Origin of the sequence: Parvularcula marina (assembly GCF_003399445.1) — a bacterium.
Classification (GTDB): Bacteria; Pseudomonadota; Alphaproteobacteria; order Caulobacterales; family Parvularculaceae; genus Parvularcula; species Parvularcula marina.
On the sequence record NZ_QUQO01000001.1, the window covers coordinates 1750389 to 1775325 of the forward strand.

A 24937-nucleotide genomic window follows, 5' to 3' on the forward strand; every position below is an offset into this window, starting at 1 on the left:
TTTATCGATACACTTTATGGTGATAATCTATTATTCCGCACCAATGACTCGCCCGTAACCTCTTCGCACAAGAGCGCTCAACGCTCTCAAAAGAAGAGGAACGCGTGATGAAACAGTCCAGAAAATCAATGTTGTGTATCACCGCCGCCGCCCTGGCACTGACAGCCCTGTCAGCCTGCTCGGATGGCTCATCGTCATCTGAGGCCACTAGCGCCGCCGCAGCCGAGGCAGCTAAACCCGCCACCCCGATGAACAGCGCAGCGGAGCCATCCACGCCTGCGCCCAAGCCTGCCAAGATGAGCAGCGCCGCGCATGATGAGATCCGCACCAACGATTTCTGGTGGCCTGAGACCCTCAATCTCTCTGCCCTGCGTGCCAATGAAGTCACCCGATCTAATCCGCTCGGGGATGATTTCGATTACGCCGCCGCATTCGCAAAGGTCGATATCGAGGCGGTCAAAACTGACCTAAAGGAAGTCCTCAACACCTCCCAGGACTGGTGGCCGGCCGATTACGACCATTACGGACCGTTCTTCATCCGCATGGCATGGCACAGCGCCGGGACCTACCGCACCTATGATGGCCGCGGCGGTGCCGGCGGCGGCCAGCAGCGGTTTGAGCCGCTTAATAGCTGGCCGGACAACGCCAATCTCGACAAGGCGCGCCGCCTTCTCTGGCCGGTGAAGCAGAAATATGGCGAGAACATTTCCTGGGCGGACCTGATGGTCCTTGCCGGGACCGTCGCCATGGAAGACATGGGTTTCAAGACCTTCGGTTTCGCCGGGGGCCGCGAAGATGATTGGCAGGCGGAGCTTGTCTATTGGGGGCCGGAGCAGAAAATGCTGGCGCGCGAACGCTTCCATGGCGATGGTGAGCTTCGCGATGGCCTTGCCGCGACCCAGATGGGCCTTATCTATGTGAACCCCGAAGGCCCGGACGGTAAACCCGACCCGGTCGCCGCCGGAAAATTCATCCGTACAGCCTTTGGCCGCATGGCCATGAATGATGAGGAAACCGTTGCACTTATCGCGGGCGGTCACACATTCGGCAAAGCGCATGGCAAGGGCAAGGCTGACTGTGTCGGCAAGGAACCCGCCGCCATGACCGTCGAGCATCAGGGCATCGGCTGGAACAATAGCTGCGGCGCCGGCAACGCTGCCGACACCTTCACCAGTGGCCTTGAAGGCGCGTGGACATCAAGCCCGGCCCAATGGACCCATCAGTACCTCAACAATCTCTTCGCCTTCGAATGGGAGCAGACGAGAAGCCCGGCCGGCGCGATCCAGTGGGTGCCCAAAGATGGCGCTGGGGAAGGCATGGTGCCCGATGCCCACCTCGAAGATGTGACGCACCAGCCGATCATGTTCACGACGGATCTTGCGCTCAAATTCGATCCTGAATACCGCAAGATTTCCATGCGCTTTCAGGAGAATCCCGAAGAGTTCGAGGACGCTTTTGCCCGCGCCTGGTTCAAGCTGACCCACCGCGACATGGGCCCGCGCGCCCGTTATGTCGGCGCGACGGCTCCCGCCGAGGCGCTGATCTGGCAGGATCCGGTTCCCGAGGTCGACCATCTCCTCATCACCTCCGCAGATGAGGAACGTCTGAAGGCGGATATTCTTGCAACAGACCTGACCGTCCCGCAGCTTGTGCGGGCGGCATGGGGCTCGGCAGCTTCCTTCCGTGACACCGATATGCGCGGCGGCGCGAATGGCGCGCGCATCCGGCTCAGCCCCCAGAAAGACTGGGGGGTGAATAATCCGGATGAGCTGGCCCAGACCATCGCCACGCTCGAAGGCGTACAGCAGGCCTTCAATGACGCGCAGTCCGGGAACAAGCGGGTGTCGCTGGCCGATGTCATCGTGCTTGGCGGCGCCGCAGCGATTGAGAAAGCGGCAGCCGATGCCGGTCATGACGTTACCGTCCCCTTCGTGCCCGGACGAACGGACGCGACGGCCGAAATGACGGATGCGGACTCCTTTGCACCGCTAGAGCCCAAAGCGGATGCGTTCCGCAATTACTACAGCAGCACGGCCCGCCTCTCGCCTTCCGAGGAGATGGTCGATCGCGCTGATCTTCTCTCCCTCACCGTGCCGGAAATGACGGTTCTGGTCGGCGGCATGCGCGCCCTTGGGGCGAATACGGATGGCTCCGATTATGGTGTCCTGACGGATGAGCCCGGCACGCTCACGAATGATTTCTTTGTGAACCTGCTCGATATGGGCACGGTCTGGACCCCGGTTGCGAGCCAGGAGAATGTCTATGAAGGGCGCGACCGCACAACGGGCGATCTCAAATGGATGGCAACCGAAGTCGATCTCGTCTTTGGGTCGAATGCGGAGCTTCGCGCCGTGGTCGAGCATTATGCCTATGAGAATGCCGAAGAGCGGTTCATCGAGGACTTCATCGCGGCATGGACCAAAGTGATGCAGCTCGACCGGTTCGATATCGGCCGCACCTGAACAAGGCTCCCTCTTTCATCAGAGGGCGTTCTTTAAATCATGAGCGCACGGCAATGCCCCCATTGCCGTGCGTTTTTTGTGTAGGGATTCCCCCTCACCCCGGCATTTTGGGTGGGGTGAAGGTGTCGGCGCGGCTCGCCTGTACTTGCGCTTTCAGCGCCAATTCGGTCGCAAGGAAACAATGCGCCTGGCTCATCGCTGTTTCGGTGCGGTTGAGGACATCATCGACCAGTTGCGGCCCGTAAGGCGGCACGACATCAGAGCAGTCGATCTGCCGGATCTCTTTCTGGTCAACAAGGAAGAGATGATCCCTACCCGGCGCACCGCCAATGTCGACATATTTGCGCAAGTCGATATAGCCGTCTGTCCCCAGGACCATCAGGCGTCCATCTCCCCAATAGCCCAGCCCCTCCGGCGTGAACCAGTCGATCCGGACATAGCCTACCCCACCATTCCCGCGCAGCATGGCATCGCCGAAATCCTGAAAGTCCGGATGCGCCTCATTATGGAAATTTCCGGTCTGGGAAGCCACGACCTCCGCTTCGGTGGAGCCGGTGAAATGAAGGAACTGGTCCATCTGGTGCGAACCGATATCGCAGATGATGCCGCCGAACTGCGCCAGATCCCAGAACCAGTCCGGGCGGGTCGCGGGCCGGATCCGGTGCGGCCCCAGCCCGATTGTCTGGATAACATCACCGATCGCACCTTTTGCGACCAGCTCACTGGCGCGGATCGAGCCGTAATTCTCAAAACGCTCTGAATAGCTTATCGAATAGATGCGCCCCGTTTCCTTCTGCACCCGGCGCACCTCGGCAAGCTGCTCAAGGCTCGTAATGCCGGGCTTGTCGGCCATATAGTCTTTACCTGCCTTCATGACCCGGATACCGATGGGCGCGCGCTGGGCCGGTATGGCGGCGGAGACGACCAGCCGGATCGTCTCATGCTCGATGATCTCGCGCTCATCGCTGACCCGTTTGACCTCGGGAAAACGGCTCTGGAATTCCGCAGCCAGATCATCCTCAACCGCGTAAAAATGGGTCAGCCTGCCGCCGCCCCTAATGACGGCCGCGCACTGGCTATAGACATGACCGTGATTGAGGCCGATCACCCCGAAATCGAGCCTGTGAGGCGGGGTGGCGCCGGAAGGCCGGATGCCGAAGGCTGCCGCTGCGCCGAGGGCCGCGCCTCCTTTGACTGCATCGCGCCGGTTGAAATGGGACATGATGCTCCTCCTGCTTGCCGCTTACGGATGAAAATTGATGACCTGATAGGTCGCGGGGCCGTCACCAACATTTCGCACCCCGTGCCAGTCCATCGACAGGAACACCATGACCGAGCCCGGCCCGATCACTTTCGTCTCGCCATTGACGTAGACCTCGAGCGTCCCCTCCTGCAACACGACGACTTCCTCATTCGGATGCCGATGCGGCGCGTGCGAGGTCTCGCCCGCATTGAGCGTCGTGATGTGGATCTCCAACGTCTCGAGCGTGCGCGAGGCCTCATCCATCAGCTGCACACGGGCGCCGCTTCCTGTATCGCTGAACGCCATTTCGTCCCGCGAGAACACGGTCACCGGATCCCCCGGCACGGGCTCGGCGGCAGCTTCGGGCGGCGCGATGCTGACTGCTTCCGACATGCTTTGCGGCGGGCTCGCCATGGCGATTGTCAGCCCTGCGGGCAGGGCCGTGAGCCCCGCTAATATCCTGATCCCGTTCATCTCGCGTCTCCCTGTCCTGAGGCGCAGGCTAGCAGCAGAGCGAGGGCCGAGCCATGATGCGTGGCCGTTCGGCGCAGCGCGGGGCTTCCGGGCGCATTCTTGACCCGCTATCAGGCCCTTACACGTCGTTAAGAATGACTCGCACCCTACTTGACAATCGTTCTTAACCGCCGCAAATGACTCTCATGATCGTTTGCGTCTGCCGCCGTCTGAACTGCACCGCCGTCAAGGAGGCCATCTCCTCTGGCGCGCGCTCGCCTGAATGCGTGCAGGCCCATCACGGCCATCAATTCAATTGCGGCCGCTGCCGGACGACGATCGGTGAAATGATCGCCTCCGAGATGGATGACCGGGCCACGCCCGAAACACTCCTCGCAGCAGAATAAGATGAGGGCGCGCATTTACGCCCCCGTCCGAAGCGCATAGGCCCTTCTTCAACTCATTCATCCGGTAAGAGGCAAGGCACCCATGAAGGGCGACGCAAAGGTAATCGAATTTCTCAATCTGGCGCTCAAAAACGAGCTGACGGCAATCAACCAGTATTTCCTGCATGCGCGGATGCTCGACAATTGGGGCATCACGGTTCTGGGCAAGAAGGAATACAAGGAATCCATCGAGGAGATGGAGCATGCCGATAAGCTGATCGAGCGTATCCTGTTCCTTGAGGGGCTGCCGAACCTGCAGGATCTCGGCAAGCTGCGCATCGGTGAGGATGTGAAAGAGCTGCTCGAATGCGACCTGGCACTTGAGCTTGATGCCATTCCGCTCCTCAAAGACGCGATGGAGCATTGCGAAAAAGTCCGCGACTATGTCAGCCGCGATCTCTTCGATTACATTCTGCGTAATGAGGAAGAGCATGTCGACTGGCTCGAAACCCAGCTTGAACTGGCGGATCGTCTCGGGATGCAGAACTTCCTGCAACTCCAGTCTGAGCCGAATGCGTCGGGCGGCAGCCTCGATTAAGCGGTCATCCGTGGGGTGACGGTCTCGCCGGCCTTTTTGCCTGCAAACTCGGCCATCACCTTGCGCAGAGCATCCATCGAGATCGGCTTTGCAAGATAGCCGTCAAAGCCGGCCTCAAGAAAACCGCTGATCTCATGCGCCAATGCGTGGGCCGTCACCGCGATGATCGGTGTGCCCTTACCCACGACGCCCCGAGCCGCCTGCTCTCGGCGGATTGCTGACATGGCATCGGTGCCCTCCATATCGGGCATGGAGATATCCATGAGGATGAGGTCGAATTCCATTTCACTAGCAGACTGGATGGCCGTCCTGCCGTCCTCGGCCATGACGACCCGCGCCTGCATCGAACCGAGATAGGACTCGAGCACCATCCGGTTCACCTGATTGTCATCAGTGACCAGAACATTGACACCGGGGAAGACACTCAACTCTTCGCTTTCATCTGTAAACTGAGAAACCAGCGACTGTTTTTCGGCGCAGAGCTCAAGCGGCAAGCGGACAGTGAAACTTGTCCCCTCCCCCAGCTTTGAGGTTACATTCACATCACCGCCCATCCCATGGGCAAGACCGTTGACGATCGCCAATCCCAGCCCCGTGCCCCCATAACGGCGGGAGATTGTCTTATCTGCCTGGGTGAAGGGCTCCATGATGACGTTGAGCTGCTCATCCGACATGCCGATCCCTGTATCACGGACACTGATCATGACATGGCCTGTCGGCTCATCTTCTTTGATATGGATGCGGATGCCCCCCTCGCTGGTGAATTTCAGCGCATTGGAGACAAGATTATTGAGGATCTGCATTAGGCGTAATTCATCACCCATGCGCAAGCAGGCATACCCCTCCTGCACCGTCACACCGAGTTTGATGCCCTTGGCCTCGGCAGTCATTGCATGGGTACGGACGACCTTGTCGGCAATCAGCGCAAGATCGATGGGCTGTTCTTCAAGCTCGATACGGCCAGCCTCAATCTTCGAGAGATCGAGAATATCGTTGAGGAGCCGCAACAGGAGAAGACCTGAATCCTGAAGGATTTCCACCTTTTCCATGGCGGCCGGGGTCAGGTCATCCTGCTTGAGGGCCTCCGCCATGCCGAGCACTCCATTGAGCGGCGTACGGATTTCATGGCTCGTGCTGGAGAGGAAATCGGATTTCGCCTTGTTTGCCCGCTCGGCTTCTCTTTGACCGTGCTCAGCGTTCTTCCGCGCATCCAGAAGCTCAAGCGAAAGCTGGCGCGTCGTCCGAAACGCGACAACGAGGTGAGCGAGGTAAAGAAGCACGGCTATCAGCATGATTACCCCGCTCGCCCGGCTGGCTGGCCCGTATCCCACGACAGCCAATATCGGAATCCCGATGAAATAGAGCGCGTGCGGAATAGCTGCGGCAACGAATGTGCGCCGCTCATTCCGCATGTGAAGCGTCACATGAAGCAGCGATCCCGCAAACCAGACGAAAGAGAACACACCATCCGCCGGGTTCCCTAGGAACCACAATAGCGCCGCAACGGCGGAATATATCAGGGAAGCCTGAAAGGCAGAGGCTGCAATGAGATTAAGCCGGGCCTCACTGATCGGTACCGGCTCTGCTCGGAAAGCGGGACGCCAGATCAGAAAATCGACCAACTGGCTGAACAGCACGATCGCCAGCCAGGCCAGCCCGATTACAGGCTCGACCTCGACGGCGAGAACCGTGGCCCCAAAAAACGCGATAATTATCCGCGTTTTCAGCTCCTTACGGCGCCCCCTCGCCGTGAGGCGGAGATCATCCAGCTGTCGCTCGGATAGACCCAAAGCACGTTACTCCCACATATTTTGGGCCCAGAATACGATGTCTTCGTGAAGGGAGAGATAATTCAGAAGTTAAGCCTGTAGTTAATCATAACAGACTTGGCCTAGGCGCAAGCGCCGCCTAAAGCCTGCGATCAAAAGATTAAGGAGCCCCCCATGTCCGATGCCCCCATTTACCCTGAAGGCGATCTGTTGAAGGGCAAGCGCGGCCTCATCATGGGCGTGGCGAACAAGAACTCCATCGCCTGGGCGATCGCCCAGCAGCTCAAGGCCCAAGGCGCCGAGCTCTGCTTTTCCTATATCGAAGCGATGGAAAAGCGCGTCCGCCCACTGGCTGAGGAACTTGGGGTCGATTTCCTCGTCCCTTGCGATGTCACCGATGATGCCTCGATGGATGCCTCTTTCGGCGCGATCAAGGAGCGCTGGGGCGAGATGGATTTCCTCGTCCACTCAATCGCCTTCTCGGACAAGGATGAGCTGAAAGGCTCCTTTGTTGAGAACACAACGCGCGAGAATTTCCGCAATTCGCTCGACATCTCGGCCTTCAGCTTTGTCGATTCCGCCCGCCGCTCCGCTGAGATGATGAAGCCCGGCGGCTCGATGATCACCCTGACCTATCTGGGGTCAGAGCGGGTCATCCCGTCCTATAACGTCATGGGTGTCGCCAAGGCCGCACTGGAAGCCTCAACGCGCTATATTGCGCGGGATCTTGGCCCCAAGGGCATCCGCGTGAATGCGATCTCCGCTGGCGCAATCAAGACGCTGTCGCTGGGCGGTATTCAGGGCGGCCGGTCGCTTCTGTCGGAGGGGCGCAACTGGTCACCTCTGCGTGAGGATACGGACCCCGTCGGCGTCGCCGGTGCCGCGCTCTATCTGCTCTCCGATCTGGGCAAAAGCTGCACGGGCGAAGTCCTTCACGTCGATGCCGGCTTCCACATTGTCGGCATGCCCGACCCTGAGGCGCTCGGCGGGGAATAGTTCCGTTATCGAATCGTAATTCCAGCGGACTACGTCACAATATGGCCAGATAGTGGCAAATCGTGACGTAGACGTTGAATTGTAACAACATGAATATCTTCGTGAAATCAGATTTCCGTCTCTGAGGGAACGCTCCCTTACCCCCGCGTGTTGAAGGCCCCGTAACCTGAAAAGGAAAGGGATTACGATGACCTTCACGAAACTTCTCGCCGGCAGTGCTGCGCTGGCTCTCATCACCGGAACCGCCGCCGCCCAGGACCAAATGGGTCAGGGCACGGAAGATACTGGCCTTTATGTCGGGGGTGGCTACACCTTTATCGACATCGAATCCGAAGAAGATATTGGCGATAACACCAACGCCCTGACCGGCCGCCTTGGCTGGCAGATCATTCCGAATTTCGCCCTTGAGGGTGAAGCCACCTTCGGCATCGATGATGGTGAGTTCGACTATGATGGCGACGAAGACGATTTCGACTTCGACGACAATAATGACGGCGATCTCGACGATGTTCTGAATGCGGATGGTGAGCTAGGCCTCGACTATCTCGTCGGCCTTTACGGCAAATATACCCTGCCGGTCACCGATGCCGTCGATCTTTATGCCCGTGCCGGTTACGCCTTTGCCGAGATCGATGCGACCTTCGAGACCGCAGGCGGCAATGAGTTCTCCATCGGCGGCTCGGAAAGCGGCTTTGCCTTTGGTGGCGGCGCCGGCCTCGACATGACGGAAAGCTCAACCGTCCGCCTCGACTACACCCGGTATGAATTCGAGGATGCGAATGCCGACGGCGTGAACGTCACCTATGAGCATAAGTTCTAAGCGCCCTTTGCTTACCTCAGCTTGGAACTTGTCCCCCGGAAGGTCTGTCCTTTCGGGGGTTTTCCTGTCAGCGCCCGCATCTTGCTCCGATGCGCGGGATTGGGCAGGGTCCGGCCCGTATGGTTAACAAGGATCACGCCCCATGAGCCGTCTTCTCAGCGCTTCGCTCGCCGTAATCGCCGCCCTCACCGCCCCGGCGCTGGCCGATCCCGCAAACCCAAGCGAAAAAGCTATTCGTCTCGCCAAGGAAACGATCATCCTTGATGGCCATGTGGACATTCCCTACCGCCTGCAGAACCAACCGGAGAGCATTGCGGTGCGCACCGAGGCAGGTGATTTCGATTATGTCCGCGCGATGGAAGGCGGGCTGAACGCGCCCTTCATGTCGATCTATGTCGCCTCCAGCTTCCAGTCGACGCCGGGCGCCGCGCCAGAGCAGGCCGACGCGCTGATCGACCTGGTCGAGGGGATTGCCGAGGCTGATCCCGACAAATTCGAGGTCGCATATTCCGTAAGCGATGTAAAACGCATCACCAGCGCAGGGAAAATCGCTCTGCCCATGGGGATGGAGAATGGCGCCCCGATTGAAACGGACCTCGCAAAGCTCGATCACTTCTATGAACGCGGCATCCGCTATATCACTCTGACGCATGGCCAGCCCAATGCGATTGCGGATTCAAGCTATGACATCAACCGGCCCAATGAGGGCCTGAGCGACTTTGGCGTGGAAGTCGTCCGTAAGATGAATGATCTGGGGATCATGGTCGATATAAGCCACGTTTCCGATGATGCCTTCTGGGACGTCATGGCACTGACCGATGTGCCGGTGATCGCCAGCCATTCCTCCGCCCGTCGCTTCACCGAAGGGTTTGAGCGCAACATGTCCGACGACATGATCAAGCGCCTTGGCGAAGAGAACGGCGTCATCATGATCAATTACGGCTCCAGCTTCCTGACCAATGATTATCAGGAATGGACGAGCCGCCTGCGCGCCGCCAGCGCCAGCTGGCTCAAGGCCGAAGGCATTGATGAGCCTACGGATGAACAGCGCGAGGCCTTCCAGGCCGGCTATATGGCCGCCAGCCCCAAACCCTATGCCACAGTCGAGCATGTCCTCGACCATATCGACCATGTCGTTGATATTGCCGGGATCGATTCGGTGGGCCTGGGGTCGGATTTCGACGGGGTCGGCGACAGCCTGCCGGTCAATCTCAAAGATGCCTCGATGATGCCGCGCCTCGTTCAGGGCCTGATCGACCGCGGCTATTCGGATGAGGACATCAAGAAGATCCTGTCCGGGAATGCCTTACGCGTCTGGAACGCGGTCGAGGCAGCGGCGAAGAAGGGGTGATCACACCTTCCCCAGCTTGATGACGCGCATCTTGTCCTGAGTCATCTCGTGCATGGTGTGGCCAATGCCGCCGACGCCGTGCCCGGACTGTTTCCGGCCTGCAAAGGGCATCCAGTCAACCCGGAAGGCGGTGTGGTCATTGATCATCACCGCCGTCGCATCAAGCCGCCGCGAGGCGTCCATCGCGATATCGAGGTTTTTCGTGAAGACCGCCGCCTGGAACGCGAAAGGCAGGTCGTTTGACTTCGCAATCGCCTCATCAAGGCTGTCTACGGAGTAAATGCAGATGACCGGCCCGAAAATTTCCAAGGTCGAGACCCGCGCATCGGCGGGCGGATCAAGCAGGATGGTCGGCGCATAGGTCGTCTCGCCCAAACGCTCCCCGCCGGTCACGACCTTGGCGCCGCCTGCCTTTGCCTCATTGACCCATTCCTCAACCCGGTCGACTTCACGTGGACGGATCAGGGGCCCACATTCGGTCTTGGCCGAGACCGCATCGCCGACCACCAGCCGGGCCGCGCCATGCGCCAATTGCTCGGCAATCGCCGGGGCCATTTTGCGCGGCGCATAGACCCGCTGGACCGACACGCAGACCTGCCCTGAATGATACATCCCGCCTTTCAGGAGGGAGGGGATCATCTCGGAGAAATCGGCATCCTCCGCCACAATCACGGGGGCCAGCCCGCCATGCTCCAGCGCGCAGCGCGTGCCGGGCGCCAGTTTCGATCGCAGCATCCAGCCGACCTTGGCCGAGCCGATAAAGGAGAAGAAATGCGTACGCGGATCAGTTGCCATCTGCTCCGCCCCGACCCGGTCATTGAGGACAAAGCGGCACCATTCTTCGGGCAGCCCTGCCTGATGGAAAATGTTCACCAGCGTCTGGCAGGAGAGAGGCGTGTCCGCAGATGGTTTGACGAGGACCGGACAGCCCGCCGCCACCGCCGGGCCGACCTGATGCACGATCAGATTGAGCGGATGGTTGAAGGCCGAGAGCGCAACGACCGGCCCGATGGGCTCGCGCTGGGAAAAGGCGATGCGCCCCGCCCCCGCTGCGGTGAGATCCATCGGGATCTCCTCGCCCTTGATCTCCGCGATGCCGTGAGCGCAGAGGCCGATGCCGTCGATGGCGCGCGTGACCTCCACGATCGCGTCCTGCAGCGGTTTGCCGCCTTCATTGGCGATCTGATGCGCCAGCGCGTCGGCATTGTCCTCCATGATCCCGGCGGCCCGAGCGAGGATGTCGATACGCTTATGCGCCGGCAGCCACGCATTGCGGTTCCGGTGCAGTGCCTGCGCCTGATCGAGATAACCGTCGACCACATCCCACGGGTTCATGGCGACTTCGCCGATTTTCTTGAGGGAATAGGGATTGACGACGTCGACCTTGCCGCCACCGCCGGATGCGCCGCGCGATTTGCCGCTGAACCGTGATCTTAGCATGCCTCATACCCCCTCAAGGCGCTTCTGTGCGAAGCCTAACCCGAAGAGGGCGCGGGGACCAGAGCGCGGCGTAGTCGTCCACCAGACGGGCCAGTCAGCCCCTCTCAGTTGCCTATCTGGAATTCGATAGTCGTCCGCACCCCTTCCCGAGCGACTGGCTGGCGGTCCACGATTTTGGGCGCGTAGACCCATTGCACGACAGACTTCTCCGCCGCCCTTTTGTAGCAGGAGCGCGTTGCGTCAACCGTCTTCACATTGATCGGCGCGCCTTCTGCCGTCACATCAAATTCGAGCACCACCCTCGCATTCCAGACACCTGGACCATTCACACAACGCCTGAAATCGGCATATTCAGGCGGAACCCGCAACAGAGGCTGCGCATCACGATCAAGCCCGCCTTCCTCTTCCATGAGGGTACGGATTTTATGGATCGTCTCTTCTGTGATCCGGTACTCAAGCGTTGCGGTGAGCTTCCTGTCCTCCGCCGACCCTTTCCGTGCAGATTTATAATCATAGAGCCAGACTTTCGTTATCGTGACTGCCGAAAGATCAAGGCACGGATTGGTCGAAGACTGGACGGCGATATTCTCCGTCCTGCCATTCCAATCAACGTCATAGCCGACCGTCACGGTGCCGATGAATCCATCTTCCGGGTAGTTGTCCGGATCGATACAGTAATAATAAAGCCCCAGCGGCGGAGCCTGCCGTGAGATCGGGACGGGCTTTTTATCATCAACAGCCCCGGCCAGAGCCGGCGCCGAGCCTAACAACAGCACAAGGAGGAAAGACAGAACGCCCCCCGCACGCGTCTTGAACTTACTGCTCATCAGCATCCCCTTCTTCTTGCCGGCCAGATTTACTTCACCCGGAATAGAGGAAAGCACCTGCCAGCTTGCACGGCGACATGACGGCCCTCTACTGACAGCCATCGGCCCTATCGGAGGCTAGATCAGGAAATTCTCGCACACGCCCTGCCCCCAAGAGGAAAGAGCCTCGCACAAAAGTTGTACCGGAGCTAGCCCTCGCGGTGTACGGCAAACGGCCCAAAGGCCTGATCGACCGGCATCAACTCGATACGGTTGACGTTGATATGGGCAGGCAGCGCCAGAACATCCGTGATCACCCGGGCGATATCATCCCCGGTCATGCTGTCCGCGCCCTCATAGACCTTGTCCGCTTTTCCTTTGTCGCCTTCGAATCTGACAAGCGAGAACTCCGTATCCGTCATACCCGGCTCGACCGAGGTGACACGGACCTTCGCGCCCAGAAGATCGGCTCGCAGATTGAGTGAGAATTGCGTCACGAAGGCCTTGGTCGCGCCATAGGCATTACCGCCCGGATAGGGATATGATCCGGCAACAGAGGAAATATTGATGACATCGGCACGCGGCAGCGATTTCAGTCTCGGCAGGAAGCCCCGCGTCAGATGCACAAGGCCCGTCACATTGGTCGCAATCATCTGATCCCAGTGAGAAAGCTCCGCCTCCGCCGCGCCTGAGAGCCCGAGCGCCAACCCCGCATTGTTGATGAGGATATCGGGTTGCCAGTCCTCCGAAAGCGTTGCGGGGAACCCATCGACCGCGTCCAGATCCATCATGTCGAGCTGGGCGGTCTTGAGCCGGTCCGTCCCCGCCTCTTTCTCAAGCGCGTCGAGCCGGTCCGTCCGGCGCCCCGTTGCGACAACTTTCGCGCCGCCCGCCAGCAGCCGCAGCACGGTGGCGCGACCGATCCCTGACGTGGCCCCGGTGACAAGGGCAGTCCGGTTTTCAAATTGATCCGTCATCGGCTTTCCTGTCTCAGCTTAGATATGAAGGGCGTGCCCGAGTGCCTTGAGGGCCGCTTCCTGCACGCCTTCTGATTTCGTCGGATGCGCATGGATCGTGCCCGCCACATCTTCGAGCCGCGCGCCCATCTCGATCGCCGTCGAGAACTGCGCGGAAAGTTCGGACACATCCGCGCCCACGGCCTGAAAGCCGAGAATGACGTGATTGTCCGCACGCGCAGTGGCTTTTACGAAGCCGGTCTCGTTCTCCATCGTCATTGCACGGCCATTTGCAAGGAAGGGGAACACACCGACCCTGACGTCGATGCCCAGTTCTTTTGCCCGCGCCTCGCCAATGCCGACCTGCACCACCTCCGGATCGGTAAAGCAGATTTCCGGAATGGCCCGCTTGTCCCAGGCCCGGTTCTCGCCCGAGATGATCTCCGCAACCATCTCGCCCTGCGCCATGGCGCGGTGCGCGAGCATCGGATTACCCGTCACATCGCCGATGGCCCAGACGCCAGTCATCGAGGTGCGGCACCGCTCATCAATCTTCAGGAACGGGCCATCCATCGCAAGGTCGAGTTCTTCGAGCCCCCAGCCGTCTGTGCGCGGACGGCGCCCGACCGTAACGAGCACCTTTGCCGCCTCGATGTGAGAGGCCTTTCCATCCACCTCGACAGCAAGGCGGCCATTTTCATAACCCTTGGCCAGCGTGCCGAGATGCAACTCGATCCCCAGCTCTTTCATCCGTCCAAGGACGGGCTTCACGAGATCACGATCATAGCTCGGCATGATGCCGTCCGTCGCCTCAACCACGGTGACCTTCGCACCGAGCTTGGCCATAGCCATGCCCAGCTCCATGCCGATATAGCCGCCGCCGACAACCGCGAGGGTTTCGGGCACCGCCTGAAGATCAAGCGCCGTTGTGGAGGACAGGATATCTCCGCCAAACGGCATGAAGGGCAGCTCCACCGAGGAAGACCCCGTCGCGATGATGATGTTCTTTGCCCGGATGTCCTGATGACCGTCTTCCGTCTTCACCCGCACGGTTTTGCCGTCGATGAATGTGGCCCAGCCGCGCATTGTTTCAACACCGGCTTTTTTTAGAAGGCCAGCAACACCTTTGTTCAGCCGTCCGACGATCCCGTCTTTCCATTTGACGGTCTGGGCAAGATCAAGCGCTGGCGCCACCGTCGTGATGCCGATCTGGCTGCCCTCCTGCATATGAGATATCTTATGGAATTCCTCGGCTGCATGGATCATCGCCTTTGACGGGATACAGCCGACATTCAGGCAGCAGCCGCCAAGCGGGCCGTCATCAACCAGCATCGTATCGAGCCCCAACTGCCCGGCCCGGATCCCCGCGACATAGCCACCCGGCCCGCCACCGATAACAAGAACATTCGTAGTGATAGGATTTGGCATAGAGTTCCCTCCTATTGAGGACGCCCTTCAGGGAACTGGTCCTCATATCTCTCAAATTCTTTGGCTGTCAGTCCAAATAGCGAAGGATAGAGGTCGTTCCAATCGCGATTATGCTCTTCGATCAGCCTGATCTTCCATGCGCGGCGCCATTTTTTGAGCCGTTTCTCGCGTGCAATCGCCTCGTCGACATCTTCAAAAGCTTCATGCCAGACAAGACGGGTAACCCCATATTTCGCCGTGAACCCCTTTATCCGTTTCGTACGGTGCTCCCACACCCTTTTCGCCAGATCACTCGTCACACCGATATAGAGCGTGCCATGCTTCCCCGATGCGAGGAGGTAGACGGAATAAGTTTTCACCCTCCCCTCCTGTCATCCCGGACGGCGCATAGCGGCGATCCGGGATCCATAATTGATGATAAGCCTCCCCAGCCACCGGCCCGGCATCCCGATTATGGTTTCCGGGCTCGCAAGCTCTGCTTGCGCCCCGGAATGACAGCTCATGGCTTCACGCCGCCCAAATTGCAGATCTCTTTCCACTCCGCCGCCGTCACCGGCTGCACCGAGAGGCGGGAATTCTTCACAAGGACCATCTCGGCAAGGCTGTCTTTTGCCTTGATCTCCTGCAGCGTGACCGGCGTTTTGAGCGGCTCTATCGCCTTGATGGTCACGCATTCCCATGGGGAGCCAGGCTCCGCCGTCGGATCGGGTTTTGCTTCCTCGATCACCTCGACGATACCGACAATCTCCCGTGTTTTCTGGGAGTGATAGAAGAACGCCTTATCCCCGGCCTTCATCTCCTGCATATAATTCTTGGCCTGATGATTGCGCACGCCATCCCACGGCTCCCCCGCATCGCCTTTGGCGACTTGCTGGTCCCACGACCAGGTGGAAGGTTCCGATTTCATCAGCCAGTAACTGGGCATGTGCGCTCCCTTGAATTGAACCAGCCCACTCGATGTGCATTTCCCGATGCGGCGGGCAGACATTTCATGACCGCATAACAGCAGGCTTCCTGTTATAAAACCATGCTCTGCCGGGCTGCATCCGATACAATTTGAGACAAGATTGCCGCAATCCGGCCCGCCGCCCGCCATCGCGCAGCGGAACGCTCATTCCGGCCCGGAAGGGCCAATGAAAGGAGCATGTTATGCGAAAACGACAGATGGTCGCCGCCCTCGCGGCGGCCGGCGCGCTGCTGGGTATCGGCAGTGCGGCGCAGGCCGGTGAATGGCGGCTCGATCCATGGCGATGCCCCGATTTAAGGGAGGATATCCTCGACGCCCGGGTTAATTACGGGCGGGCGGATCGGCGCGAAGACCGGATCGACAGGCGGTACACGAACTGCCCGCGCAGCGCGTGGGTATATGTCGGCGACCGTTATGACCGATACGGCCGATATTACAGTGATTACCGTGCTGGGCCGCCCCGATACCGGGACTATGCCTATCGGAACGGTTATCTGATCGGATCGATCGGGGACGCCTATTTCCGGATTGTCCTGACCGATAATGACCGCTTCCAGCGTTATTATCGGTACTCGCCTCATTATTATCGGCGTGACGTCAGATATGACCACCGGAATGATCATCGCGATCAGCGTTATGCACGGCGCGAAAACCACCGGGACGACCGCTATGATCGCCGCAATGACCGACGCGATGATCGTGGAGACCGACGCAATGACAGGCGTGATGATCACAGCGACAGGCGCAATGATCGGCGGGACGATCGCGGAGATCGTCGCGACGACAGAAGGGATGACCGGGGCGACCGGCGAGATGATCGCAGGGATGACAGGCGTCAGGGGCGCGGCAACGAAAGCGGCAGAGCCCCGTCTGCCGTGAAGGGCCGGGCCGGTTAAACGAAAGGCAGAAGGTAAGCCCTTCTGCCTTTTATCCCTTACGCTGAATGACCGGGCGATCCTCAGATGAAGAGGGTCGCCGGGTTTTCAAGATAGGCTTTGATCGACTGCACGAACTCCGCCGCATCCCAACCATCGACAATACGATGATCGAAACCGGAGGAGAGGTTCATCAGCTTGCGCGGCACGACATGACCATTCGCGTCATAGCGCGGCAGGGTCTGGATCTTATTAACCCCGACAATGGCGACCTCCGGATGGTTGATCACCGGCGTTGTCACGAGCCCGCCCATCGGCCCCAGCGAGGTGATGGTGATGGTCGAGCCTGAAAGCTCTTCGCGTTTGGCCGACCCATCGCGCGCGGCAGAAGAAAGCCGCAGCACTTCCGCTGCGTTCTGCCAGACATCATTCGCCTCGGCATGGCGGATCACGGGGACGATCAGGCCATTATCCGTCTGCGTTGCAATACCGATATGCGCCCCGCCAAAACGATGAACGACACCTGCATCATCGTCAAACCGTGCATTGATATGCGGGAATTTCCGCAAGGTGAGCACCATGGCCCGCATCAGATAAGGCAGGACGGTCAGCTTTGGCCGGTCACCGCGGCCCGCATTCATATGCGCGCGCAGATCTTCGAGGGCAGTGACATCCACCTCTTCCACATAAGTGATGTGCGGAATACGGCGTTTGGACTCCTGCATTTTCTCGGCGATCTTCCGGCGCAGGCCGATGACCTTCACTTCCTCGACAGACGTGTCGGGAGCGAAGGTCGCACCTGATCCGCCGGGCACCTTTGCCGGAGACTGGCCTGAAATATAGCTGTCGAGATCCTCATGGGTGATCCGGCCAGCAGGGCCTGTTCCGTAGACGAATTGCAGATCGACCCCTTGTGCGCGAGCCCGCGCCCGCACTGCCGGGGAGGCCAGCGGCTTGTCATTGACATCGCGCGCACGCGGAAGATCGACGAGCCGTGAAGCTGCCGGTTGCGCTTGTACAGGGGCAGGCTCAGTTTTCGGCGCTGGAGCAGGCGCGGCTTTGGGTTCGGGTGCAGGGCTTTCCTCTGCAACCGGCGCCTTTTCTTCCGCAGGGGCCGTGGCGGCAGCGGACGCAGAATCTTCCTTCGTGTTGCCCGCACCTTCGACTTCGAGCTTGATGATCTCGGAGCCGACCGCGACGACTTCGCCGACAGCCGGGCCGATCCACAACACCTTGCCTTTGCGGGGGCTCGGGATTTCGACGGTCGCCTTGTCAGTCATGACATCAGCGAGATTCTGATCCGGTTCGACCTCGTCTCCGGGCTTGATGTGAAGCTCGACAAATTCGGCTTCCGCAACACCCTCGCCGACATCTGGCAATTTAATAACGTGTACGCCCATTTAGCCCCCCATCCGGCGGCCGGTGACGATACGCAGGACCGTCGCAAGAATAATGATCGCCGGGGCGATGATGCGAAGGGCGCCGACCCGGCCGGACGCGACCTCTTCAACCGCCGGATAGTCAACGACGAGGATCATGCCGATCATGGCCGCTGCGATGATCACCAGAATTTCGGTTACCAGTCTCATTTACCCCTCCATGACTTCGCGCAATGCCGCGCCAACACGCTCCGGACCCGGCAGATAAGCCCATTCCTGCGCATGCGGATAAGGTGTGTCCCAACCGCAGACCCGCAGGATCGGCGCTTCGAGATGATAGAAACAGCGCTCCTCGACAAGCGCGAGCAGCTCACCCGCAAAGCCGCCCGTCTGGGTCGCTTCATGTATGATGACGCAGCGGCCCGTCTTCTGGACGCTTTCATTGATCGTATCGAGATCAAGCGGAATGAGGGAGCGAAGGTCGATCACTTCAGCATCAATGCCGGTCTCTTCGGCTGCCGCTTTGGCAACATAGACCATGGTGCCATAAGCGAGCACGGTCACATCACTGCCGGAGCGTTTAATATCCGCCTTACCCAGAGGAATATTGTAATAACCCTCCGGCACCTTGCCATCTTCGTGCTTGGACCACGGCGTCAGCGGCTTTTCATGATGGCCATCAAAGGGGCCATTATAAAGGCGTTTCGGCTCGAGGAAGATGACCGGGTCAGGATCCTCAATCGCGGAGATCAGGAGGCCCTTGGCGTCATAGGGCGTGCAGGGCTGGACGACCTTGATGCCTGAAACGTGCGTAAAACAGGCTTCCGGGCTCTGTGAGTGCGTCTGACCGCCGAAAATACCGCCGCCCGTTGGGGTACGGATGGTGATCGGGCAGGTAAACTCCCCCGCCGAGCGATAGCGGATACGCGAGGCTTCCTGCGTGATCTGGTCGTAAGCCGGGAAGATATAGTCGGCGAACTGAATTTCAACGCAGGGCTTCAAGCCATAGGCCGCCATGCCGATTGCCGTACCGACAATACCGCCTTCTGAAATCGGCGCATCGAAAACGCGGTTCTGGCCGTATTTCTTCTGAAGGCCAGCGGTGACGCGGAAGACGCCGCCGAAATAGCCAACATCCTCGCCATAAACGACGACATCGGGATCGCGCTCAAGCATGACGTCATGCGCATCGCGTAGCGCCTCGATCATGTTCATGGAGCGGGTGTTCGTGACAGTATCAGACATTGATCAGAACCCTGCTTTCTGACGCTGTTCTTTCAGGCGCCCCGGCATTTCGGCATAAACGTCCGTGAACATGTGCTTTGTGCTGGCGCCATTGCCTTCACTGACAAGACCGATGGCCTCTGCCTCCTGCTCGGCTTCTCGCATCTCGGTCTCCGCATTACCGGAGAGGTCATCGAACTCCGCTTCGGTCAGCTCGCCCGCAACAATCATATGCTGCTTGAGCCGATCAATTGGATCGCCCAGCGGCCATTTCTCCGCCTCATCTTTTGGGCGGTAGGCGGACGGATCATCAGAGGTCGAGTGCGCGCCCTTCCGGTAGCTGAGATATTCAATCAGAACCGGACCCAGATTGCGCCGGGCGCGTTCCGCTGCCCATTGAGCTGCCGCGTGAACGGCGAGGAAGTCATTGCCGTCAACCCGCAGGCCCGGAATGCCGTAGCCGAGACCGCGGCTGGCGAAAGTTGCGCCCAAACCCCCGGCGATGCCCTGGAAGGAGCTGATCGCCCACTGATTATTGACGATGTTGAGAATGACCGGCGGCTTGTAGACGCCCGCAAAGACCATGCCCGTATGCCAGTCGCCTTCGGCGGTTGCGCCATCGCCGATCCAGGCCGCACAGATCTTCGTGTCGCCCTTGATCGCCGAAGCCATGGCCCAGCCCACTGCCTGCGGCCATTGCGTCGCAAGATTGCCGGAGATCGTGAAAAAGCCATGCTCTTTCGAGGAATACATGATTGGCAGTTGGCGGCCTTTCAGGGGATCGCCCTCATTCGAATAAATCTGGTTCATCAGGAGACGGACCGGATAATCCTGACTGAGGAGGATGCCCACCTGACGGTAGCTCGGGAAGTTCATATCACCCTTGCGCAGGGCCAACTGGTGCCCCGCCGCGATGGCCTCTTCACCGAGACACTGGATGTAGAAGCTTGTCTTGCCCTGACGCTGCGCTTTCATCATGCGGGCATCGAATGCCCGCGCACGGATCATCGTCTCCAGCCCCTTGCGCTTTGCTTCGGGTGTGACGGTTTCCGCCCACGCACCATGCGCCTTGCCATCCATGTCGAGGACACGGATCAGGCCGGTCGTGAAGGGACGGCTTTCCTCTGCCCCAAGATCAATTGACGGGCGGGGCATCTTGCCCGCCTCGCCGATATCTACATGCGAGAAATCGGCATCTTCTCCCGGGCGTCCGGATGGTTCCGGTACGGTGAGGCTGAGCGGCGCGTAATCATCCACGATACGACTATGTCCATCCATGTCTCTGCGAACCCTCCCTTATGGGTTTTCGACCCGCGACATACCCGCAAGGGACAGTCCCGGTCATCAGATGGGTGCAGCGAATATCACACTCAAATTGGACTTTTCTTCCACCAACCCAGCTCGCGAAAGCGGGATATATGTGCCGCAGCGCAACATCCTCCCAATCTGTACCGTTTCAGGACGTATGCGCTGAAATCCGGGGGCCTCCCCGCAGCTCGGCGAGCGTGATATGCGGCCCAAAACAACGACCGATACAGCCGAGGACTCGCTCATGGACTTTGCGCTCAATGACGAACAGCAGGCCATTCAGGACATGGCCCGCCGCTTTGCCGCAGATGAACTCGCCCCGAATGCCGCCCGCTGGGATGAGGAAAAGCACTTCCCCGTCGATGTTATCAAGAAGACGGGCGAGCTTGGCCTGGCCGCGATCTATGCGCCCGAAGAGATCGGCGGCTCAGCCCTGTCGCGGCTCGATGCCGTCCTCGTCTTCGAAGCCCTGTCGGCTGGCTGCACGGCGACGGCCGCCTATGTCTCGATCCACAATATGGTGACCTGGATGGTCGGGGCGTTCGGTAATGACGCCCTCAAATCAAAATATGGCGAAAAGCTCGCAACCGCCGAAATGCTGGGCAGCTATTGCCTGACCGAGCCGGGCTCGGGCTCGGATGCCGCAGCTCTGCGGACCAAAGCCGTGCGCGACGGAGACGATTATATCCTCAATGGCTCAAAGGCGTTCATTTCAGGCGCTGGCTCCACCGACCTCTATCTCGTCATGGTACGAACGGGCGAGCCCGGCCCGCGCGGCATCTCCGCGATCCTCGTCGAGGACGGCACGCCCGGCCTCACCTATGGCGCCAATGAGAAGAAGATGGGCTGGAACGCCCAGCCGACCCGCGTCATCACTTTCGAGAATGCCCGTGTGCCGGCCGAAAACCTGCTGGGGCAAGAGGGCGAAGGGTTCCGCTTTGCCATGAAGGGGCTTGATGGCGGCCGTCTCAATATCGCGGCCTGTTCTCTCGGGACGGCGGATGCCGCCATCCGTCAGGCACTCGATTACACCAATGAGCGGACGGCCTTCGGCAAGCGGCTCAATGAGAACCAGGCGCTGCAATTCAAGCTGGCCGACATGCAGATCGCGCAGGAAGCCTCACGCTCTCTCCTCTATCGGGCCGCATGGTCGCTCGACCAGAAACTGCCCGAGGCGACGCAGCTTTGCGCTATGGCGAAGAAATTCGTGACCGATCAGGGCTTTGATATCGTCAATACCGCACTCCAGACGCATGGCGGCTATGGCTATCTGGGAGATTATCCCCTTGAGCGGATGCTCCGCGATGTCCGCGTCCACCAGATCCTCGAAGGCGCCAATGAAATCATGCAGATGATCATCGCACGCGGGATGCTCAAAGACTATCAGGCCGGCTGATCGAGCAGCATTGGACGCAACGCCAATGAACGCCTAAACTCCTTCCCAGTGTATTATGGGAAGGAGAGACATCCATATGTTGCACCGTTTTGTTGCCGTCCTGTCGGCATTTGCCGTCCTGATCACGGCTCAGGCATCCGCCAAAAATTTCACCACCGCGGACGTCGAGAATTTCATCAAGGTCAGCGAAGAGCTTAAGGGCCTTGAAGACCGCTATCCCGATGCGGATCTCGGGGTCGACACGAGTGACATGAAATCTTTCACGCAGATGATCGACGAAAATGGCAATCTGAAAGTTTACCGCCGCGTCCTTTCAGACATGCCTGAGGGACCGGCGCGCAAAGAAGTCGTGAGCGCAATCAAGAGCAATGGATTTTCGTCTACGGATGAATTTGCGCCCAAAGCCGATGCGATCATCATGACCTATCTCGCCATTGAACTTGGCAAGCAGGACATGTCGGGCATGGACCAGATGACCCCGGAAATGATGGCAGCCATGCCGCCGTCCGTGCAGGCTCAGATGGGCCCGGTCATTAAGATGATCAATGCCGCGAAGAATGTTCCGGCTGCAGACAAGGCGACGCTGACGCCACTCCTGCCAAAGCTGGAAGCTGTCTTCCAAGACTAATCTATCAGACCACTATACTGAAAAGCCCCGCCACATCCGGCGGGGCTTTTTTTGTGTCTGCTATTCAAGTCAGGCTCGGGTCTGGCCGGACCCGCGCACCTGATATTTGAACGTCGTGAGCTGTTCGCAGCCGACCGGCCCGCGCGCATGGATGCGGCCTGTCGAAATACCGATCTCCGCGCCCATGCCGAATTCTCCGCCATCGGCGAACTGGGTTGAGGCGTTATGCATGACAATGGCGCTGTCGATTTCGGTGAGGAATTTCTCCGCCACCTTTTCGTCCTCGGCAATGATGCTTTCGGTGTGTCCGGAAGAATAGGTGCTGATATGTTCGAGCGCGCCATCGACACCATCGACCACTTTCATGGCGATGCGGGGGGCGAGATACTCTGTCACCCAGTCCTCGTTGGTCGCCGGGATAAGCCCGTCAGCGCGCGACAGGGAGGCATCATCGCCGCGCACTTCGCAGCCCGCTTCGATCAGGGCCTTTGCAATTTCCGGCACGAATCTGTCGGCAGCCGCGCGATCGATCAGGACCTTCTCCGCAGCGCCGCAAATCCCTGTACGGCGCATCTTGGCATTGACGACGACGGCCTTTGCCATCTCGATATCCGCTGAGGCATCGACATAGACATGACAGATGCCTTCCAGATGCCCAATCACCGGGACGCGTGCTTCCTTGGACACACGCTCGACTAGGGAGCGTCCGCCGCGCGGCACGATGACATCGACATTCCCGTCGAGGCCGGAAAGCATGTGCCCGACCGCCGCACGATCTGTCTCCGGCACCATATAGACCGCATCGCGCGGCATATCTGCCTCAGCGAGAGCCTCTCGCACGAGCGCGACCAGCTTGCCGGATGTGTTGAAACTATCCGAGCCCGGACGAAGGATGACGGCATTGCCCGATTTGAGTGTCAGTGCGCTGGCATCGACCGTCACATTGGGGCGGCTCTCATAGATCACACCAATCACGCCGAGGGGCACGCGCACGCGGGAAATCTGCAGCCCGTTCGGCCGCTCCCAACTTGCCAGCACATCACCGACAGGATCGGGGAGCGCCGCGACATCGCGCACGCCCTGAACGATCCCGGCAATGCGCTCCTCATCGAGCCGCAGCCGGTCAATCATCGGTGCATCAAGGCCGTTCTCCTCGGCCCGCGCCAGATCTTTTGCGTTCGCCTCAAGGATTTCCGGCACGGCGCCTTCGAGTTTCGCGGCGATGGCTTCGAGCGCTTTGACGCGGGCCTCTGCCGGCATAGTGCCAAGCTGGCGGCTGGCATAACGCGCAGCTGATGCTGCATTCAAAAGAGTCTGGTGGAGCGGTGTCACACTTTCATCAGTGGTCATCATCTTCTCCCAAAGTTAGAATGAGATTATCCCGGTGCAGAACGATATCTCTCGTCTTTCCCTTTGCGGTCGTGAAATCGCAGGCCGCAAGGCCAAATCCGACCACCTCATCATTATGTCTAATTTCAATAACGTCGCCGCGCAGGAATGGATCCGAAACGCTTGTCACGCCGACAGCCAGAAGACTTGCGTCGTTCTGGAGAGCTTTCACTGCGCCCTCGTCGATTTCCACGGCCCCGGCCCGCTCATGCACGCCTGAGAGCCATCTCTTCCGGGCAGAGAGTTTCTCGCCCGCTTCAAAAACTGTGCAGCGCGCCTCACCAGTGATCAGGTCCCGGATCGGATGCTGGCGGCGGCCTGACGCAATGATCGTCGTCACACCCCAGTCAATGGCGATCCGTGCAGCCGCAAGCTTTGCCCGCATCCCGCCTGTACCAACACTACTCAGGGATTCCTGGGCGGCATCGAAATATTTTCCTGCCTCACCATAGGGAATGAAAGGAACGTGCTCGGCGCTCGGGTCCGCAGCCGGATTGCCCGTATAAAGACCATCAATATCAGACAAGATGATCAGAATGTCGGCATCGACAAGACCCGCCGTCTTTGCTGCCAGCCGGTCATTATCGCCATAGCGGAACTCGCGCGTCGTCACGGCGTCGTTCTCGTTCACGACCGGAATGACCTCATGATAAAGCAGCGCCCGCAGCGCTGCCCTTGCGTTCAGATACCGTGTCCGGTCATCGGTAACGTCCGGGGTCAGAAGAACCTGCGCTGCGACGCGGTTATGCGCCTCGAAGGCCGATTGCCATCTGGTGATCAGCGCCGCCTGTCCGATCGCGGAAAGCGCATGACGGTCCTCCGTTGCTTCTGGGTCCAGCGATGGCACGAGCTCATGCCCCACCGCGACCGCGCCTGAGGACACAAGGACAGCATGCCATGGCCGCTCACGGATATCGGCGGCGACCCCGCCCATGGAAAATTCTTCAACTTCGGTAATAAGCGCAGAGCCAACTTTCACGACGGCAAGCTTGGCGCGCTCCAGAAGGTCTCTAACAAAATGAAGTGACTGATGATCGTCTGCCACGAAAAAAGGAATCTCCTC

24 protein-coding genes are annotated in these 24937 nt (G+C 59.4%); 9 read left to right on the top strand and 15 right to left on the bottom strand.

Going from position 1 to position 24937, the window contains the following annotated elements; translation table 11 throughout:
• Positions 1-107 precede the first annotated feature (107 nt).
• Positions 108-2462, top strand: a complete 2355-nt coding sequence (gene katG, locus DX908_RS08355; RefSeq protein ID WP_116391898.1) for a catalase/peroxidase HPI — start codon at positions 108-110, stop codon at positions 2460-2462.
• A gap of 94 nt (positions 2463-2556) precedes the next feature.
• Here the strand turns inward: katG and DX908_RS08360 are convergent, their stop codons facing one another.
• Together DX908_RS08360 and DX908_RS08365 are read right to left on the bottom strand one after the other, a co-directional pair.
• Positions 2557-3684, bottom strand: coding sequence for a Gfo/Idh/MocA family protein (locus DX908_RS08360; protein ID WP_116391899.1), 1128 nt, complete (start codon positions 3682-3684; stop codon positions 2557-2559).
• Between the two features lie 21 nt (positions 3685-3705).
• Positions 3706-4179 (bottom strand): cupin domain-containing protein, encoded by a 474-nt coding sequence (locus tag DX908_RS08365; RefSeq protein WP_116391900.1) that lies wholly within the window; start codon positions 4177-4179, stop codon positions 3706-3708.
• Between the two features lie 176 nt (positions 4180-4355).
• Here DX908_RS08365 and DX908_RS08370 point away from each other — a divergent pair, with 176 nt between their 5' ends.
• Positions 4356-4565 (top strand): (2Fe-2S)-binding protein, encoded by a 210-nt coding sequence (locus DX908_RS08370; protein ID WP_199564642.1) that lies wholly within the window; start codon positions 4356-4358, stop codon positions 4563-4565.
• Positions 4566-4647: 82 nt separating this feature from the next.
• The gene (bfr, locus tag DX908_RS08375; protein WP_116391902.1) at positions 4648-5142 is read left to right on the top strand and encodes a bacterioferritin; all 495 of its coding nucleotides are present in this window, start codon (positions 4648-4650) and stop codon (positions 5140-5142) included.
• On the opposite strand, the gene DX908_RS08380 is transcribed toward bfr, so the two are convergent.
• A complete protein-coding gene (locus DX908_RS08380; RefSeq protein ID WP_116391903.1) occupies positions 5139-6932 on the bottom strand; it encodes an ATP-binding protein in 1794 nt (597 codons plus the stop codon). The two genes, bfr and DX908_RS08380, sit on opposite strands and share 4 nt — an antisense overlap.
• A 153-nt stretch (positions 6933-7085) precedes the next feature.
• Between DX908_RS08380 and DX908_RS08385 the strand changes: the two genes are divergently transcribed.
• The 3 genes from DX908_RS08385 to DX908_RS08395 all read left to right on the top strand — a co-directional run bounded on the left by DX908_RS08385 (position 7086) and on the right by DX908_RS08395 (position 10078).
• The gene (locus tag DX908_RS08385) at positions 7086-7907 is read left to right on the top strand and encodes an enoyl-ACP reductase FabI (protein WP_116391904.1); all 822 of its coding nucleotides are present in this window, start codon (positions 7086-7088) and stop codon (positions 7905-7907) included.
• A 187-nt stretch (positions 7908-8094) separates the two neighbouring features.
• Positions 8095-8727 (top strand): outer membrane beta-barrel protein, encoded by a 633-nt coding sequence (locus DX908_RS08390; protein ID WP_116391905.1) that lies wholly within the window; start codon positions 8095-8097, stop codon positions 8725-8727.
• A gap of 142 nt (positions 8728-8869) precedes the next feature.
• Positions 8870-10078 (top strand): dipeptidase, encoded by a 1209-nt coding sequence (locus DX908_RS08395; protein ID WP_116391906.1) that lies wholly within the window; start codon positions 8870-8872, stop codon positions 10076-10078.
• Here DX908_RS08395 and DX908_RS08400 read toward each other — a convergent pair whose 3' ends face one another.
• The 6 genes from DX908_RS08400 to DX908_RS08425 all read right to left on the bottom strand — a co-directional run bounded on the left by DX908_RS08400 (position 10079) and on the right by DX908_RS08425 (position 15633).
• Positions 10079-11518, bottom strand: a complete 1440-nt coding sequence (locus DX908_RS08400) for an aldehyde dehydrogenase family protein (RefSeq protein ID WP_116391907.1) — start codon at positions 11516-11518, stop codon at positions 10079-10081.
• A gap of 104 nt (positions 11519-11622) precedes the next feature.
• Positions 11623-12447 (bottom strand): energy transducer TonB, encoded by an 825-nt coding sequence (locus DX908_RS08405; RefSeq protein WP_116391908.1) that lies wholly within the window; start codon positions 12445-12447, stop codon positions 11623-11625.
• 86 nt (positions 12448-12533) lie between these two features.
• Positions 12534-13301, bottom strand: a complete 768-nt coding sequence (locus DX908_RS08410) for an SDR family NAD(P)-dependent oxidoreductase (RefSeq protein ID WP_116391909.1) — start codon at positions 13299-13301, stop codon at positions 12534-12536.
• An 18-nt stretch (positions 13302-13319) separates the two neighbouring features.
• Positions 13320-14708: a dihydrolipoyl dehydrogenase gene (lpdA, locus tag DX908_RS08415; protein WP_116391910.1), complete on the bottom strand. Its 1389-nt coding sequence runs from the start codon at positions 14706-14708 to the stop codon at positions 13320-13322.
• Between the two features lie 11 nt (positions 14709-14719).
• Complete coding sequence (locus tag DX908_RS08420) at positions 14720-15067, bottom strand: GIY-YIG nuclease family protein (RefSeq protein ID WP_116391911.1); 348 nt, start codon at positions 15065-15067, stop codon at positions 14720-14722.
• Between the two features lie 140 nt (positions 15068-15207).
• Entirely contained in the window at positions 15208-15633 is a 426-nt protein-coding gene (locus tag DX908_RS08425) for an EVE domain-containing protein (protein WP_116391912.1), read from the bottom strand.
• Between the two features lie 224 nt (positions 15634-15857).
• Between DX908_RS08425 and DX908_RS16430 the strand changes: the two genes are divergently transcribed.
• Positions 15858-16571, top strand: coding sequence for a hypothetical protein (locus tag DX908_RS16430; RefSeq protein WP_199564644.1), 714 nt, complete (start codon positions 15858-15860; stop codon positions 16569-16571).
• Positions 16572-16633: 62 nt separating this feature from the next.
• Here DX908_RS16430 and DX908_RS08435 read toward each other — a convergent pair whose 3' ends face one another.
• Genes DX908_RS08435 through DX908_RS08450 form a run of 4 tightly spaced genes read right to left on the bottom strand, consistent with a single transcriptional unit; the run spans position 16634 to position 20410 of the window.
• Positions 16634-17950, bottom strand: a complete 1317-nt coding sequence (locus DX908_RS08435) for a dihydrolipoamide acetyltransferase family protein (RefSeq protein ID WP_116391913.1) — start codon at positions 17948-17950, stop codon at positions 16634-16636.
• Positions 17951-18139, bottom strand: a complete 189-nt coding sequence (locus tag DX908_RS08440; protein WP_116391914.1) for a hypothetical protein — start codon at positions 18137-18139, stop codon at positions 17951-17953.
• Positions 18140-19144, bottom strand: a complete 1005-nt coding sequence (locus tag DX908_RS08445) for an alpha-ketoacid dehydrogenase subunit beta (RefSeq protein WP_116393034.1) — start codon at positions 19142-19144, stop codon at positions 18140-18142.
• A 33-nt stretch (positions 19145-19177) separates the two neighbouring features.
• The gene (locus DX908_RS08450; RefSeq protein WP_199564738.1) at positions 19178-20410 is read right to left on the bottom strand and encodes a thiamine pyrophosphate-dependent enzyme; all 1233 of its coding nucleotides are present in this window, start codon (positions 20408-20410) and stop codon (positions 19178-19180) included.
• Positions 20411-20705: 295 nt separating this feature from the next.
• Between DX908_RS08450 and DX908_RS08455 the strand changes: the two genes are divergently transcribed.
• Both DX908_RS08455 and DX908_RS08460 read left to right on the top strand, forming a co-directional pair.
• Positions 20706-21857: an acyl-CoA dehydrogenase family protein gene (locus tag DX908_RS08455; RefSeq protein ID WP_116393035.1), complete on the top strand. Its 1152-nt coding sequence runs from the start codon at positions 20706-20708 to the stop codon at positions 21855-21857.
• Positions 21858-21933: 76 nt separating this feature from the next.
• Positions 21934-22485, top strand: a complete 552-nt coding sequence (locus tag DX908_RS08460) for a hypothetical protein (protein ID WP_116391916.1) — start codon at positions 21934-21936, stop codon at positions 22483-22485.
• A 69-nt stretch (positions 22486-22554) separates the two neighbouring features.
• On the opposite strand, the gene DX908_RS08465 is transcribed toward DX908_RS08460, so the two are convergent.
• Entirely contained in the window at positions 22555-23838 is a 1284-nt protein-coding gene (locus DX908_RS08465) for a glutamate-5-semialdehyde dehydrogenase (RefSeq protein ID WP_438943326.1), read from the bottom strand.
• Positions 23825-24919 (bottom strand): glutamate 5-kinase, encoded by a 1095-nt coding sequence (gene proB, locus DX908_RS08470; protein WP_158548613.1) that lies wholly within the window; start codon positions 24917-24919, stop codon positions 23825-23827. The genes DX908_RS08465 and proB overlap by 14 nt, the downstream gene beginning before the upstream one ends.
• Positions 24920-24937: the final 18 nt, after the last annotated feature.

Coding starts and splice junctions, on each gene's coding strand:
- katG (WP_116391898.1), top strand. CDS start 108: ATGAAACAGTCCAGAAAATCAATGTTGTGTATCACCGCCGCCGCCCTG.
- DX908_RS08360 (WP_116391899.1), bottom strand. CDS start 3,684: ATGTCCCATTTCAACCGGCGCGATGCAGTCAAAGGAGGCGCGGCCCTC.
- DX908_RS08365 (WP_116391900.1), bottom strand. CDS start 4,179: ATGAACGGGATCAGGATATTAGCGGGGCTCACGGCCCTGCCCGCAGGG.
- DX908_RS08370 (WP_199564642.1), top strand. CDS start 4,356: ATGACTCTCATGATCGTTTGCGTCTGCCGCCGTCTGAACTGCACCGCC.
- bfr (WP_116391902.1), top strand. CDS start 4,648: ATGAAGGGCGACGCAAAGGTAATCGAATTTCTCAATCTGGCGCTCAAA.
- DX908_RS08385 (WP_116391904.1), top strand. CDS start 7,086: ATGTCCGATGCCCCCATTTACCCTGAAGGCGATCTGTTGAAGGGCAAG.
- DX908_RS08390 (WP_116391905.1), top strand. CDS start 8,095: ATGACCTTCACGAAACTTCTCGCCGGCAGTGCTGCGCTGGCTCTCATC.
- DX908_RS08395 (WP_116391906.1), top strand. CDS start 8,870: ATGAGCCGTCTTCTCAGCGCTTCGCTCGCCGTAATCGCCGCCCTCACC.
- DX908_RS08400 (WP_116391907.1), bottom strand. CDS start 11,518: ATGCTAAGATCACGGTTCAGCGGCAAATCGCGCGGCGCATCCGGCGGT.
- DX908_RS08405 (WP_116391908.1), bottom strand. CDS start 12,447: ATGGCTGTCAGTAGAGGGCCGTCATGTCGCCGTGCAAGCTGGCAGGTG.
- DX908_RS08410 (WP_116391909.1), bottom strand. CDS start 13,301: ATGACGGATCAATTTGAAAACCGGACTGCCCTTGTCACCGGGGCCACG.
- lpdA (WP_116391910.1), bottom strand. CDS start 14,708: ATGCCAAATCCTATCACTACGAATGTTCTTGTTATCGGTGGCGGGCCG.
- DX908_RS08425 (WP_116391912.1), bottom strand. CDS start 15,633: ATGCCCAGTTACTGGCTGATGAAATCGGAACCTTCCACCTGGTCGTGG.
- DX908_RS16430 (WP_199564644.1), top strand. CDS start 15,858: ATGCGAAAACGACAGATGGTCGCCGCCCTCGCGGCGGCCGGCGCGCTG.
- DX908_RS08435 (WP_116391913.1), bottom strand. CDS start 17,950: ATGGGCGTACACGTTATTAAATTGCCAGATGTCGGCGAGGGTGTTGCG.
- DX908_RS08440 (WP_116391914.1), bottom strand. CDS start 18,139: ATGAGACTGGTAACCGAAATTCTGGTGATCATCGCAGCGGCCATGATC.
- DX908_RS08445 (WP_116393034.1), bottom strand. CDS start 19,144: ATGAACATGATCGAGGCGCTACGCGATGCGCATGACGTCATGCTTGAG.
- DX908_RS08455 (WP_116393035.1), top strand. CDS start 20,706: ATGGACTTTGCGCTCAATGACGAACAGCAGGCCATTCAGGACATGGCC.
- DX908_RS08460 (WP_116391916.1), top strand. CDS start 21,934: ATGTTGCACCGTTTTGTTGCCGTCCTGTCGGCATTTGCCGTCCTGATC.
- DX908_RS08465 (WP_438943326.1), bottom strand. CDS start 23,838: ATGATGACCACTGATGAAAGTGTGACACCGCTCCACCAGACTCTTTTG.